General features: G+C 32.9%; 15 protein-coding genes. 11 read left to right on the top strand and 4 right to left on the bottom strand.

Features of this window, described 5'->3' with window-relative positions; translation table 11 throughout:
• The first annotated feature begins 365 nt into the window (after positions 1–365).
• Positions 366–647 carry a type II toxin-antitoxin system RelE/ParE family toxin gene (locus P163_RS10400; RefSeq protein ID WP_034890621.1) on the top strand — a complete coding sequence of 94 codons (282 nt, stop codon included), beginning with the start codon at positions 366–368 and terminating at the stop codon, positions 645–647.
• Between the two features lie 17 nt (positions 648–664).
• Positions 665–964 (top strand): HigA family addiction module antitoxin, encoded by a 300-nt coding sequence (locus P163_RS10395; RefSeq protein ID WP_011709863.1) that lies wholly within the window; start codon positions 665–667, stop codon positions 962–964.
• Positions 965–1112: 148 nt separating this feature from the next.
• Here P163_RS10395 and P163_RS10390 read toward each other — a convergent pair whose 3' ends face one another.
• The gene (locus P163_RS10390; RefSeq protein ID WP_034890591.1) at positions 1113–2189 is read right to left on the bottom strand and encodes an IS110 family transposase; all 1077 of its coding nucleotides are present in this window, start codon (positions 2187–2189) and stop codon (positions 1113–1115) included.
• A gap of 276 nt (positions 2190–2465) precedes the next feature.
• On the opposite strand from P163_RS10390, the gene P163_RS10385 reads away from it, so the two are divergent.
• From P163_RS10385 to P163_RS10375, 3 genes are all read left to right on the top strand, one after another.
• Positions 2466–3206 (top strand): TIR domain-containing protein, encoded by a 741-nt coding sequence (locus P163_RS10385; RefSeq protein ID WP_034890615.1) that lies wholly within the window; start codon positions 2466–2468, stop codon positions 3204–3206.
• A 6-nt stretch (positions 3207–3212) separates the two neighbouring features.
• Complete coding sequence (locus P163_RS10380; RefSeq protein WP_034890611.1) at positions 3213–3428, top strand: hypothetical protein; 216 nt, start codon at positions 3213–3215, stop codon at positions 3426–3428.
• A 222-nt stretch (positions 3429–3650) separates the two neighbouring features.
• On the top strand, positions 3651–5180 hold the full coding sequence (locus P163_RS10375; RefSeq protein ID WP_051931222.1) for an LA2681 family HEPN domain-containing protein: 1530 nt from the start codon (positions 3651–3653) through the stop codon (positions 5178–5180).
• A 162-nt stretch (positions 5181–5342) separates the two neighbouring features.
• Here the strand turns inward: P163_RS10375 and P163_RS10370 are convergent, their stop codons facing one another.
• Positions 5343–6419, bottom strand: coding sequence for an IS110 family transposase (locus P163_RS10370; RefSeq protein WP_034890609.1), 1077 nt, complete (start codon positions 6417–6419; stop codon positions 5343–5345).
• 275 nt (positions 6420–6694) lie between these two features.
• On the opposite strand from P163_RS10370, the gene P163_RS10365 reads away from it, so the two are divergent.
• Positions 6695–7249, top strand: coding sequence for a hypothetical protein (locus P163_RS10365; RefSeq protein ID WP_034890607.1), 555 nt, complete (start codon positions 6695–6697; stop codon positions 7247–7249).
• A 185-nt stretch (positions 7250–7434) separates the two neighbouring features.
• Here P163_RS10365 and P163_RS10360 read toward each other — a convergent pair whose 3' ends face one another.
• Positions 7435–8511, bottom strand: a complete 1077-nt coding sequence (locus tag P163_RS10360) for an IS110 family transposase (RefSeq protein WP_034890591.1) — start codon at positions 8509–8511, stop codon at positions 7435–7437.
• Positions 8512–8791: 280 nt separating this feature from the next.
• Between P163_RS10360 and P163_RS10355 the strand changes: the two genes are divergently transcribed.
• From P163_RS10355 to P163_RS10345, 3 genes are all read left to right on the top strand, one after another.
• The gene (locus P163_RS10355; protein ID WP_034890605.1) at positions 8792–9460 is read left to right on the top strand and encodes a hypothetical protein; all 669 of its coding nucleotides are present in this window, start codon (positions 8792–8794) and stop codon (positions 9458–9460) included.
• Positions 9461–9629: 169 nt separating this feature from the next.
• Positions 9630–10196, top strand: a complete 567-nt coding sequence (locus P163_RS10350; RefSeq protein ID WP_051931296.1) for a PAS domain-containing protein — start codon at positions 9630–9632, stop codon at positions 10194–10196.
• The gene (locus tag P163_RS10345) at positions 10193–10576 is read left to right on the top strand and encodes an acyl-CoA thioesterase (protein ID WP_034890604.1); all 384 of its coding nucleotides are present in this window, start codon (positions 10193–10195) and stop codon (positions 10574–10576) included. Before P163_RS10350 ends, P163_RS10345 begins: the two co-directional genes overlap by 4 nt.
• A 156-nt stretch (positions 10577–10732) precedes the next feature.
• On the opposite strand, the gene P163_RS10340 is transcribed toward P163_RS10345, so the two are convergent.
• The gene (locus tag P163_RS10340) at positions 10733–11719 is read right to left on the bottom strand and encodes an IS110 family transposase (RefSeq protein WP_034890560.1); all 987 of its coding nucleotides are present in this window, start codon (positions 11717–11719) and stop codon (positions 10733–10735) included.
• A 293-nt stretch (positions 11720–12012) separates the two neighbouring features.
• On the opposite strand from P163_RS10340, the gene P163_RS10330 reads away from it, so the two are divergent.
• Positions 12013–12963, top strand: coding sequence for a Fic family protein (locus P163_RS10330; protein WP_034890599.1), 951 nt, complete (start codon positions 12013–12015; stop codon positions 12961–12963).
• A gap of 168 nt (positions 12964–13131) precedes the next feature.
• Positions 13132–14187, top strand: a complete 1056-nt coding sequence (locus tag P163_RS10325; RefSeq protein WP_034890597.1) for a tetratricopeptide repeat protein — start codon at positions 13132–13134, stop codon at positions 14185–14187.
• Positions 14188–14230: the final 43 nt, after the last annotated feature.

Genomic DNA, 14230 nt, shown 5'->3' with positions numbered 1-14230 from the left:
AATAAAATTTTTAAAAAATTACAAATCTGACTCTCACTCATACAGAAAAATGAGGAAAATGAGTATTTTGAACATTATTTATTTTTCAGGATTAACAGATAAATTCAAAATTTACGGCGAATACTATTTCAAGAACTTACTGGGTGTATCGCTACAGTTTACAACAACGGTTATCACAAATAACGGGTAGCATTTCAAAGAAAATAATTAAATTAACCAACAAATAAAGTCTAAGCCGACAAGTTCGCGTCCCTACTCCCGCAACTTGTGTTAACCGAGACCGTTAGGCAGCATAATTTTTTCGTGTTGGGAACTTCTAATTTTTTACTTATCTTTGACGTTAGTAACGCAAAACAAAATTATTTGTGATTAAAACATTTGCAGACAAAGAAGCTGACAAAATTTGGAACGGTATCCAATCGAGAAAGCTTCCTGCTAATATTCAAAATGTAGCAAGAAGAAAACTGAGAATGATAAATAATGCTCAAAATATAAATGACTTAAGAATTCCTCCAGCGAATCATTTAGAAAAGTTGAGCGGGAATTTAGAAAGTTTTCATAGCATTAGAATTAATAAGCAATGGAGAATAATTTTCAAATGGGAAAATGACAATGCTTTTGAAGTTCAGATTATTGATTACCATTAATTTTAAAAAGATAAAAAATGAAAAAGTTAGAAAATATACATCCTGGTGAAATCTTGAAAGAAGAATTTTTAGATCCAATGGAAATTACTGCATATCGACTTTCTAAAGAAACTTTTATTCCGCAGACAAGAATAAGTGAAATCATAAAAAAGAAAAGAAGAATAACTGCTGACACCGCTCTTCGACTTTCAAAATATTTTGGAACCACAGCAAAATTTTGGTTGGGATTGCAAGATGATTATGATTTAGAAGAAGAAAAATCTTTAAAGGAGAAAGAATTCAATAATATAAAACCGTTAGAAAATAACGCAGCCTAACAACGATTATCACAAATAACGGGTATTGTCGAAAAAGTGTAATTTAGTATCCTAAGTAAGAAAACAACTAAGCCGACAAGTTCGCGTCCCTACTCCCGCAACTTGTGTTAGGTACTGTGTTAGAAAACAAGTATTTTTGATAAAAATTTTAGGAAGTTGTCAATGCTAAATTACTTCTATCCTGTGCAGCAAGGACTTCGGTTCTTGCTGTCTTTTTTTGCTCATGTTCTGGATCGTAATCTATTTTATTTTTCCATAAACTATACATTAATACCAATAGCTTTCGCTCTACTGCTACTAAGGCTATCATTGGTTTGACTTTAGTGGGTTGGACTCGTTCGTAAAATTTTCTCAAGGTTGGATTCCATTGTATGGCACTCATCGCTGGCATATATAGTGCACTACGAATATGTTTATTCCCTTTCTTACTGATTCTCGTCTTTCCCTTATAAGCACCAGATTCTTTCAAGACCACATCAAATCCTGCATAACTAGTCAATTGTTTAGCATTAGTAAAACCGGTGAAACCCAAAGTTTCACCTACTACGGTCGCTGCAGATTTAAAAGAGATCCCGGGGATACTTTCCAAATGCTTAATCCTTTGATGCAACTGTGGATCATTCTTAACTAGAATTTCCATCTCCTTTTCTATTTCTATCAACTGCTTTTCAATCAATTTTAATCGCTGTCCATAGCGCTTTAGCTCCCGCTTGCTTTTATAAACGGAGTGTTCCAAGGCATGAAGTCTATTTCGCTCCATCTGCTTTTCCTTTAGTAAAAAAGATCGTTCCCGACTCAGCCCTTTTAACTGACGTAATATTGGATCTGGTGGGCTCCATAATGCCAACTCTCTTTCACAACCAAGCATGGCAAGCATACGGCTATCTAAGGCATCGGTCTTGGAACGTTGATCCAAACTTTGAGCATAGCGCTTTACACGTCCTGATTGCATAACACTTACAGGAAATCCTTCCCCATAGAGATGGTATACCAAAGCTTCATGATAAATACCTGTCGATTCCATAACGACAACTATATCCTCTGGAGAACTGGCATTTTTAAGTAACCACTTTACCAACTTTTTAAAACCTGATAAATCATTACTAACCTCAAATGGATCTTCAAACTCCTTTGTAAGTCTAGCCGTTAGACGGCACAAACAAACAGCCAAAGTCTCTTTTGAGACATCTACTCCTAAGGAGAGTTTCAAAATTTCATTCTTCATAATAATGTTGATTTTTTAAACTCTATTCTCCATCACTTTTGCTCGCTTTTGATACGATCTCTGTTATAGGATCTAGGTACTGTTCAAGTTCTTAGAGAAATTAATAGAAGGGTGGAATTTCTAACACACGATATCATTGATTAAATGTATCTACCGAGACCTCCCTATCCCTTCTATGGAGTTTAATAATTAATTCCTATTTTTAGCTAAATTACAATCTCAAATCTAACATACGAACCGAGACCGTTGCCAGTAATTTGAGAAACAAACGAACAAATGAGTAAACAGTCAATAATTTTAGCAAAAGTAGCAGCACTTAAAAAAAGTTTTGAGAGTATTGAATATGGTTATGGACAAAGGTGCATCGGAAGTAGTATTGAACCTTTACTTCCTCGATATGAAACTCTAATAAATAAATTAGAAACTGAATTTGACGGATTATTTGATGACTTACCAAATCTACCTTTACCAAAAAAATTAGGTAATAATGGAAATGATAGTTTATATCAAAGAGATGGAATCACACCATTGATAAATAATCTTGACTATGTTTTAGAGGTTTATTCTAATATGCGAATTGGCGAAAAATCCGAAAATATAAAAAAGACGAATAGAATTTTTATAAGTCACGGCAGAAGTGAGGAATGGAGAAAACTTCAAGCTTATTTAGAAAAAGACCTTGAACATAATACTTTAGAATTAGCACAAGAAGCGAATTTGGGAAGAACCATTTTACAAAAATTATCTGAAGAAGCACAGAAATGTTCTGTTGCAGTTATTGTTATGACAGGAGATGATATTACAGAAGATGGAGAAATAAGAGCAAGGGAAAATGTGATGCACGAAATCGGTTTTTTTCAAGGTTTTTATGGTTTAAATAATGTTGTTCTACTTCACGAAAGTGGTGTAAATATTCCAAGTAATATTCACGGACTTGTTTATATTCCATTTGCAAAAGACACAATTGATGCGACTTTTGGAGCATTACATAGAGAATTAAAAGTTTTAATGAATTAAATATTTATGGGAAAATATACAATCAAAGATTTCAAAATAGGAGATAAAGTTTATCATTTAAGCAATACGAGCCTGATTATGGTAGTAATCGGAATTCACAATGATATTAATGAAGTAGAATGTCGTTGGATGGATAAAAATGGAAAAGTTCAAATAATCGGATTTTTAGGAGAGGAATTAGGCAAAACAGATGACTTGAGACCAAGAATTTCCGTGATATAAAACTACTGGCAACAACGTATATAAAAAATAGCGCGAGTCGTTGCTAACACAAAGGTTCGGGCATTTTTGGAAAGTCGCCAAATTTTTAAATTTGACAAATTCCCAAAAATAAAATAATTAGTAAAATTTAAAAATTCGACTTGTGTTTCACCCGAAAGTAATCGCTTATTTTCAGCGCTACTTTTCATATACAAGACCGTTACCACCAAGCTCCGACAAACTGTGAATTTAACTTTAAAGGAAATATTAAACTTACCTGACCTAAATAATTTTGAAACTGGCCAGGTTCCGAATGCGCTTGCTATTTTATTTGAAACAGGAAGACAGTCAGAAGATGTCAAAATCATTCGACAAGGACTAAAATTTGCCGAAGATCAAAGTCTGGAAAACTTCTCGAACGATGAAAAAATGGTTTTTCATTATAATGTTGCAAATGGATGGTCTTATTTCCAACGATTGACAGAAGAATTAAATTCAGATCAATTTTGGCGTTTTAGTCATAAAGAACTTGATCAACAAATAATAAATCTACGATTAGCCCTTTCATATTCTCATAAAAGCCAGAATAGAATTAAAAAATGTGAAATACTTACGAATTTAGGAAACGTTTTTAGTCATTTGGGGAGATTCTCAGAAGCTCAGTTATATTGGAAGAAAGTATTAAGTGTAGATTCATCCTTTCCAATGGCTTTTGGAAATATCGGATTTGGACTTTTTCATTATGCTAAAACTATCTACGATAGTGGCCATCAATTTTTATTTTTCCAATTCGCACATAAGTACCTATTAAAAACTATAGACACTGATATTTACGATGAAGCGAAATCAGCATTCCAGAACACAATTAATTTAATTGAGTCCTTTATAGAAAAAGAAGAATTAAAAAACATCCAAGATTTAAAACACTTCTCTCTTGGAGAAAGTAAAGGAGAAATTCAATACAGAAAATGGTGTTTAAAAAATCATTTATTTTTAAATCCATTAAATGATATTACCACAGAAAACATAGCTGGTCACGATTGTCTTTTACTCCCGACTATGACCTTAAATTTTGACAAAACTCCATTTTATCAGACAATTTTTAATCAAATAAAGCAAGAATTTGTATCTGCAAGACATTTATTATTTGAAGGCCTGAATCAAAAAGAAACACATTATTCGGATAAAGATAATTTACAATTGGACACTTTAGATTTTGCTGTTTATTCATATAGTAGTGAAAAAACAAAAATTGCTTTTAGAATGTGCTACTCGATCCTTGATAAAATCGGTTACTTATTAAATGATTATTTAGATTTAGGATTCCAACCCGAAAAAGTATCCTTTAGAAGTATTTGGATCGTTTATGATAAAAAATCAAAGACTTCTAAAATGAACCCAAAAATTAGTCAAACTCAAAATTGGCCATTAAGAGGACTATATTGGTTAAGTAGAGACTTCTTTGAAAAAGATGAGAGCTTTTCTTCAACAATTGAACCAGAAGCCAAAGAATTAGCTAAAATCAGAAACTTCATAGAACATAAGTCATTCAAAATAATAGAGTTTGGAGAAAATGGATTATTTGATAAAAATCTTACTTATGCTATAAACCGAGAGGAATTTGAGAAGAAAACATTAAACTTAATTAAATTAGTTAGGGCTAGTATGATATACTTAGCAATGGGAATTAATTTAGAAGAACGAAAAAAAGAAATAAATAAGCCAGTTGTTCCGATTGATTTTATCGGCCTCCGAGACGAGTATAAGAGATAGTCGCCTGGTGGTAACAACGGTTATCACAAATAACGGGTTTTATCGAAAAAGTGTAATTTAGTATCCTAAGTGAGAAAATACTTAAACCGACAAGTCCGCGTCCCTACTCCCGCAACTTGTGTTAGGTACTGTGTTATAAAACAAGTAATTTTGAGAAAATTTTTAGGAAGAAGTCAATGTTAAATTGCTTCTATCCTGTGCAGCAAGGACTTCGGTTCTTGCTGTCTTTTTTTGCTCATGTTCTGGATCGTAATCTATTTCATTTTTCCATAAACTATACATTAATACCAATAGCTTTCGCTCTACTGCTACTAAGGCTATCATTGGTTTGACTTTAGTGGGTTGGACTCGTTCGTAAAATTTTCTCAAGGTTGGATTCCATTGTATGGCGCTCATCGCTGGCATATATAGTGCACTACGAATATGTTTATTCCCTTTCTTACTGATTCTCGTCTTTCCCTTATAAGCACCAGATTCTTTCAAGACCACATCAAATCCTGCATAACTAGTCAATTGTTTAGCATTAGTAAAACCGGTGAAACCCAAAGTTTCACCTACTACGGTCGCTGCAGATTTAAAAGAGATCCCGGGGATACTTTCCAAATGCTTAATCCTTTGATGCATCTGTGGATCATTCTTAACTAGAATTTCCATCTCCTTTTCTATTTCTATCAACTGCTTTTCAATCAATTTTAATCGCTGTCCATAGCGCTTTAGCTCCCGCTTGCTTTTATAAACGGAGTGTTCCAAGGCATGAAGTCTATTTCGCTCCATCTGCTTTTCCTTTAGTAAAAAAGATCGTTCCCGACTCAGCCCTTTTAACTGACGTAATATTGGATCTGGTGGGCTCCATAATGCCAACTCTCTTTCACAACCAAGCATGGCAAGCATACGGCTATCTAAGGCATCGGTCTTGGAACGTTGATCCAAACTTTGAGCATAGCGCTTTACACGTCCTGATTGCATAACACTTACAGGAAATCCTTCCCCATAGAGATGGTATACCAAAGCTTCATGATAAATACCTGTCGATTCCATAACGACAACTATATCCTCTGGAGAACTGGCATTTTTAAGTAACCACTTTACCAACTTTTTAAAACCTGATAAATCATTACTAACCTCAAATGGATCTTCAAACTCCTTTGTAAGTCTAGCCGTTAGACGGCACAAACAAACAGCCAAAGTCTCTTTTGAGACATCTACTCCTAAGGAGAGTTTCAAAATTTCATTCTTCATAATAATGTTGATTTTTTAAACTCTATTCTCCATCACTTTTGCTCGCTTTTGATACGATCTCTGTTATAGGATCTAGGTACTGTTCAAGTTCTTAGAGAAATTAATAGAAGGGTGGAATTTCTAACACACGATATCATTGATTAAATGTATCTACCGAGACCTCCCTATCCCTTCTATGGAGTTTAATAATTAATTCCTATTTTTAGCTAAATTACAATCTCAAATCTAACATACGAACCGAGACCGTTGGCTGTAATATTCACAAAACCTTAGATATGTACAAGATTCTTATTCTTTTATTTCTTTTAACAAAGATTAATTCTTTTGCTCAAAACGAATACCAATTAAAAGTTAGGGTTAGTGGAAACATGCCTGAATTTGAATATATAATTGATGTTCATAGAAATAGTGAAAATTCTAAAATCTATTTTTCAGAATATACTGGTAAAGAAACTTATACTAAAACTGATAAAATAAGAATTACGGAATTACTTCATAAAAAAGATAGAACTGCAAATGAAAATATGGAAATAATGAAATTACGTGATAATTCAAAAAATTATTCAAAAGAGTGTTTCATTTTTTCAAAAAAAGATCCAATTATTGAATTAAGTGATTTAATTATAAGCTCGAAAAAAACAATTTTAAATGAAATTGAGACAAATAAAAATCGAGTTGTTCTTGATGCAATTCAAGTTAAAGTCACAATAAAAAATAAAAATGAAGCTGAATATTCATATAATATTCATGCTCCAGATGACGAATATTACAAGTTATTTAGACAATTGGTCAATGAAAGTTCTAAAGAATTTAGGGTGGTATATTATTAGCAAGAAAAAATTAGTTCCGAATAAAATACTACAGCCAACAACGGTTATCACAAATAACGGGTAGCATTTCAAAGAAAATAATTAAATTAACCAACAATTAAAACCTAAACCGACAAGTTCGCATCCCTACTCCCGCAACTTGTGTTAGGTACTGTGTTAGAAAACAAGTATTTTTGATAAAAATTTTAGGAAGTTGTCAATGCTAAATTACTTCTATCCTGTGCAGCAAGGACTTCGGTTCTTGCTGTCTTTTTTTGCTCATGTTCTGGATCGTAATCTATTTTATTTTTCCATAAACTATACATTAATACCAATAGCTTTCGCTCTACTGCTACTAAGGCTATCATTGGTTTGACTTTAGTGGGTTGGACTCGTTCGTAAAATTTTCTCAAGGTTGGATTCCATTGTATGGCACTCATCGCTGGCATATATAGTGCACTACGAATATGTTTATTCCCTTTCTTACTGATTCTCGTCTTTCCCTTATAAGCACCAGATTCTTTCAAGACCACATCAAATCCTGCATAACTAGTCAATTGTTTAGCATTAGTAAAACCGGTGAAACCCAAAGTTTCACCTACTACGGTCGCTGCAGATTTAAAAGAGATCCCGGGGATACTTTCCAAATGCTTAATCCTTTGATGCAACTGTGGATCATTCTTAACTAGAATTTCCATCTCCTTTTCTATTTCTATCAACTGCTTTTCAATCAATTTTAATCGCTGTCCATAGCGCTTTAGCTCCCGCTTGCTTTTATAAACGGAGTGTTCCAAGGCATGAAGTCTATTTCGCTCCATCTGCTTTTCCTTTAGTAAAAAAGATCGTTCCCGACTCAGCCCTTTTAACTGACGTAATATTGGATCTGGTGGGCTCCATAATGCCAACTCTCTTTCACAACCAAGCATGGCAAGCATACGGCTATCTAAGGCATCGGTCTTGGAACGTTGATCCAAACTTTGAGCATAGCGCTTTACACGTCCTGATTGCATAACACTTACAGGAAATCCTTCCCCATAGAGATGGTATACCAAAGCTTCATGATAAATACCTGTCGATTCCATAACGACAACTATATCCTCTGGAGAACTGGCATTTTTAAGTAACCACTTTACCAACTTTTTAAAACCTGATAAATCATTACTAACCTCAAATGGATCTTCAAACTCCTTTGTAAGTCTAGCCGTTAGACGGCACAAACAAACAGCCAAAGTCTCTTTTGAGACATCTACTCCTAAGGAGAGTTTCAAAATTTCATTCTTCATAATAATGTTGATTTTTTAAACTCTATTCTCCATCACTTTTGCTCGCTTTTGATACGATCTCTGTTATAGGATCTAGGTACTGTTCAAGTTCTTAGAGAAATTAATAGAAGGGTGGAATTTCTAACACACGATATCATTGATTAAATGTATCTACCGAGACCTCCCTATCCCTTCTATGGAGTTTAATAATTAATTCCTATTTTTAGCTAAATTACAATCTCAAATCTAACATACGAACCGAGACCGTTGTGAGCAATTTGTAAAAATGAGAATAACAAAAATGAAACAAAATATCAATTTTTTAATTTTACTAAGTTTACTTTTCAATAACAGTCTTGGAAATGCTCAGACCGAATCAACAACTGGATTTATTCCTAATGGATATGTATTGTTTGAAGAGTATAGTGCAGATGTTAATGAAGATGGATTAGAGGATTGTATTTTAATTATAAAGAATTCAAAAGAGGAAAATATAATTGAAAATAGATTTGGAGATGTAGTTGACCGTAATAGAAGAGGAATAATTGTGCTATTAGGCACTGAAAATGGTTATGAATCAATTTTAAAGAATTTAGATTGCTTCTCCTCTGAAAATGAAAATGGCGGCGTTTATTATCCTCCAGAACTTTCAATTGATATTCATAAGAACATTTTAAAAATTCATTACGGACATGGCCGATATGGAAATTGGGAGTATATTTTTAGATACGATGAATCAGACTTTAAATTGATTGGATATGAATCAAGTGAAAATCGTGGACCGATTGTGAATTACAAAACAAGCATTAATTTTCTAACAAAGAAAAAACAAGTTTTAGAAAATGAAAATATGAATTCCCAAGATAAAGAGGAAGTTTTTAAAGAAACTTGGGAGAAAATTAAAATTGAAAACTTGATAAAGTTGTCTGAAATACAAGATTTCGATGAAATTGATATGAATAAATATTAGTGTAACAAACAGCTCACAACATCGGTTCATCGCAAATAACGGGTATTGTGGAAAAAGTATAATTTTAGAAACCAGGAATGAAAATAGTTAATCCGACAAGTCCGCGTCCATACTCCCGCAACTTGCGATAACCGTGACCGTTGGCTACAATATTAAAGAAAAGAGAACTATGAAATACAGCCTTTCTGAAATGATGTGTTTAGATATCTATACATCCTCCTTGTCATCCAAAGAATATGACAAAATTAAACTTCAAATTAAACCATCGACACCTAAATTTATGCCCTTGTTAAGTTGGGATATCTATAGTCAGAACTATTTTAAAACACTTAAAAACCTGAAAACAGAAAGCGATATTAAAATGGTAAAAGCTTTTGCTAAAAAAGCTAAATGGAAAAATGAAATAGATACCATTTTTAACAATCAAGATTTTGACGCCTTAATTATAACAGATGCAGGACAGAAAATTGTTTGGGTTAATGAGGGCTTCACAAAAATGACAGGATACTCTAAATCATTTGCAGTCAATAAAAAACCTCATTTTTTACAAGGAATCAATACTTCGACAAAAGCAAAGAAAAGAATTAGGAACAAACTACATGAACTAAAACCGTTTACAGAAATCATAATGAATTACCGAAAAGACAATACACCTTATGAGTGCCAAGTCAAAATTATTCCAATGTATAGTGATAATGTAACTCACTTTTTAGCAATAGAAAAACAAGTTGTATGAATATAGAGAAGCGAATTAAAGCATCAACAACGACAATTTTTAAAGCAGTATTTCCTAATACTACAAATCATTATGATACCTTATTTGGAGGAACTGCAATGCAATTAATGGATGAAACAGCTTTTATAACTGCCACAAGATTTAGCCGTCAACAAATGGTTACCGTAAGTAGCGATAAAATTGATTTTAAAAAATCTATTGCCGCAGGAACAATAATCGAGTTAATAGGATATGTAACTCACGTAGGAAATACGAGTTTAAAAGTAAGAGTAGACATTTTTGTAGAAGAAATGTATTCTGACTTTAGAGAGAAAGCAGTTTCGGGAGAATTTACCTTCGTAGCGATAGATGACAGTAAAACACCGATAAAAATACTGTAGCCAACAATGGTTATCACAAATAACGGGTATTATCGAAAAAGTGTAATTTAGTATCCTAAGTAAGAAAATACTTAAACCGACAAGTTCGCATCCCTACTCCCGCAACTTGTGTTAACCGTATTCCAAGGTTAAATCCAAACTTTTTTCCCTAATTCTTCAGGCAGCAAATTTATGTAGTTCCACATACGGAGTACCTCTTTTTACTACTGCAAACACTCTGGATAATAGCTTATTGCGAACATTATTCAGCGCAATCATCTTTAGTTTACCTTCTTCTAGCTTTTTCTTGTAATAACGGCGTAATTCACTATCATGTTGAATAGCTGTACAAGCAGCCATGCTAAGCAGACTCTTCATTTGCCGGTCTCCCATCGGGTGACATTTTCGCCTTTTATGAATACTGCTCCCAGAACTATGACCAAAAGGAGCAGTCCCACAATAACTGGAGAATTGGCGCCAGCTATCAAAACGTTTAAAATTATTGGTGTGATAAAGCAACTGGGCACCTACAACTAATCCCACGCCTTTTAAAGAAGAGATCAACCGATAGTTTTGTGATAATGCTTCAGAATTCTTTATAAGTGATTTTAGTTGCTTCTCTATTTTATTTATTTGAGAAGTTAGATGAGCAATAGAGCTTACCAGCGTCTTGCAACAGGTATCGGTTGAACTACTGCTGAGTAACTTCTTTAGCTCGGAAAGGGTACTCATTAATCCTGTACGACTTCGAACCAGTTGATCCCGTAAAGCGAGTAATCTGCCTACTTCCAAGAGTTCCTTATCTTTCAGCTCACTGGCAGAAAGTTCCTCTCGGTGAAGCCAACCATATCTGGCGATCATCATGGCATCTACAACATCATTCTTCTCCCTGATTACTCCAGAGGATCTTTTGATCACTACTGGGTTTTCCTGCACATAAACCGCCTTCTTCGACGATAAATACAACGCTAACTTCAAGGAATAATGACCTGTATTCTCAAAACAAAAAAACACTTTCTGTTCCTTACCGTTAGCCCATTTCAACAAGGCTTTATAACCCACTACATCATTACTGAACTCACGATGTAAACTTCGATTATACGCAAAAGCATCTAACTTGTTTTTTGAAACATCAATTCCGATTACTTCTTGGTAATTTTTCATATTTTTAAAAATTAATATTTGAAGGGCGCAGTAACTAACTCCTTTAACGGGTCCATTTATTGACCTGGTATTCCAAATGGTTCTTTGCTGCCCATATGAAGAATGGAGGACTCTTACGGATATTGGATCTGTAATCTAGAGACCGTTTTAGTTCTCCTCCTTCTTCATCTCAAAGGTATATTTATTAATAAACGAAGTAAAGGAGACCGTTGTGCCCAATTAAAGATTAACATTTTTCCTTCGAATAATAATAAAATGATGCTAACTTTGATAATATCAAATGATAGTATCAAATGAAACCACCTTACGATATAACACCGAGTATTTTAAGATTTATAACTTCAATTTCCGAGAAAGTTGGAGCTATTAATGCAAACTATCTTAATAAACCATCTCCCAAATTAAGAAAGGAAAATAGAATAAAAACCATTCATTCATCTTTAAAAATTGAGGGTAACACATTGACTGAAGAACAGATCACTGCATTGCTTGAAAATAAAAGAATAATAGGGCCAAAGAAAGATGTAAAAGAAGTTTTGAATGCAATTGAGATTTATGAACACTTAGAAAATTATAATCCATTTAATGAAAAATCATTTTTAGAATGTCATAAACATTTAATGGAGAGCCTAATTGAAGATGCTGGAAAATACAGAAAACAAGGAGTCGGTATAATGAAAGGTTCACAAGTTGAACACTATGCTCCACCTTATGAAAATGTTCCTTTTTTAATGAAAGATCTATTTGACTATTTAAAATCATCAGAAGAAATAGAATTGATAAAAAGTTGCGTCTTTCATTATGAGATGGAATTTATTCATCCGTTTTTAGATGGAAATGGTAGAATGGGCAGATTGTGGCAAACATTAGTTTTAATGGAAAAATATCCCGTATTTGAATATTTACCCTTTGAAACTTTAATAAGTAAAGACCAGGACAAATATTATAAAGCTTTATCACAAAGTGACAAGTCGGGAAATTCCACAGCTTTTATTGAATATATGCTAGGGGTAATTGATAAATCATTAGATGAATTATTAGACTTCAATAGTCGCACATTGACTGAAAAAGATCGACTTGAATATTTCTTATCTCTCAACAAAAGAGAATTTACACGAAAAGATTATATGGAGGTGTTTAAAGATATTTCCGCTGCTACTGCAAGCCGAGATTTGAAAAAAGGAGTTGAACTAAAACTATTTAAAAAAGTAGGAGATAAAAACAAAACACGATATTTAATTTAACTGGGCACAACAACGGTTATCACAAATAACGGGTTATATCGAAAAAGTGTAATTTAGTATCCTAAGTAAGAAAAAAACAAAACCGACAAGTCGGCGTCCCTACTCCCGCAACTTGTGTTAACCGAGACAGTTGGCAACAATTATCATCAAAATCCCAAAAAAAACATTTTGGAAATATTTATAATCATAACAATTGGACTTATTACGTTTTATCTTTTTAAACGAAACAAAAAGAAAGACTCTACTGAAAAAGAAAAAGATCTTAGTAATGTTAAAAGTGAGAGTACAGGAAATAGCATCCAATTCACAATAGAATTAAATGAAAAAGAATTTGTTAGAAGAGCAAAAAATGGAAAACTAGATAAAAAAAGAAAAACAACCAGAGATATTGCTGGATTTTATGGCACTGAAAAAAAGTCACCAAATAAGAATTTTAGCATTTACTCTAGAGACGGTTTATTTAGAGGTTCGAAATGGGAGAATGGAAAAATTGCTTTAGTTAAGAATAATAAATTATTATTTAAAAAAGAGATAGAAAGACCACACGATTGTATTGTAAGTAATGACGGTATTGTTATATGTTGTGATTGGTCAAATGCAGAAAGTTTAACGGGAATATTTTATGTATTTGATAAATCAGGTATAGAATTATTTTCAATTCGAACAAATGCTAATTTAGGGAATTGTGCATTAAGCATTGATTCCAAAATAGCAATATTTGAAACACATAATTCTGATGACAATGATGGTGATAAACTTTTTATAATTGATCTTCAAGATCAAAAAATATTAAAGAAACTAGAAAGACCTATCTCCTTCAAGGAAGCGATAATTAAAACTAAAGATCAAAAAATAATACTTACTACAAGAAATGATTTTATCTATGAAATTGACTTTAATGGCTTACATACAAACAAAGAACAATATGAATCACAAATTTTAAATAAAGGAAGTATTACTGACGTACTGTATCATTTCGAAAGTAAACCAGACGAAGTTAAATTTAATGACAATGATTATTTGGATGTTTTAAGTAAAGCAGTTAATGATGAGAATGCTTCATATTCCTATGGATTAGATAAATTATACAGAAGAATAGGAGAGTTTTATGAAAATAAAGGAGAAATAAATCAAACAATTCATTATTGGGAAAAAGCAATTCAAATAAATCCAAAAGTTGGAGTTAAAAGGAAACTACAATCTTACAAAGTAAAGGGTAAATAACTGTTGCCAACAACGGTTATCACAAATAACGGGTTTTATCGAA

Source organism: Gillisia sp. Hel_I_29 (assembly GCF_000744275.1).
GTDB lineage: Bacteria > Bacteroidota > Bacteroidia > Flavobacteriales > Flavobacteriaceae > Gillisia.
This window is presented reverse-complemented; position numbering and strand designations above follow the sequence as displayed.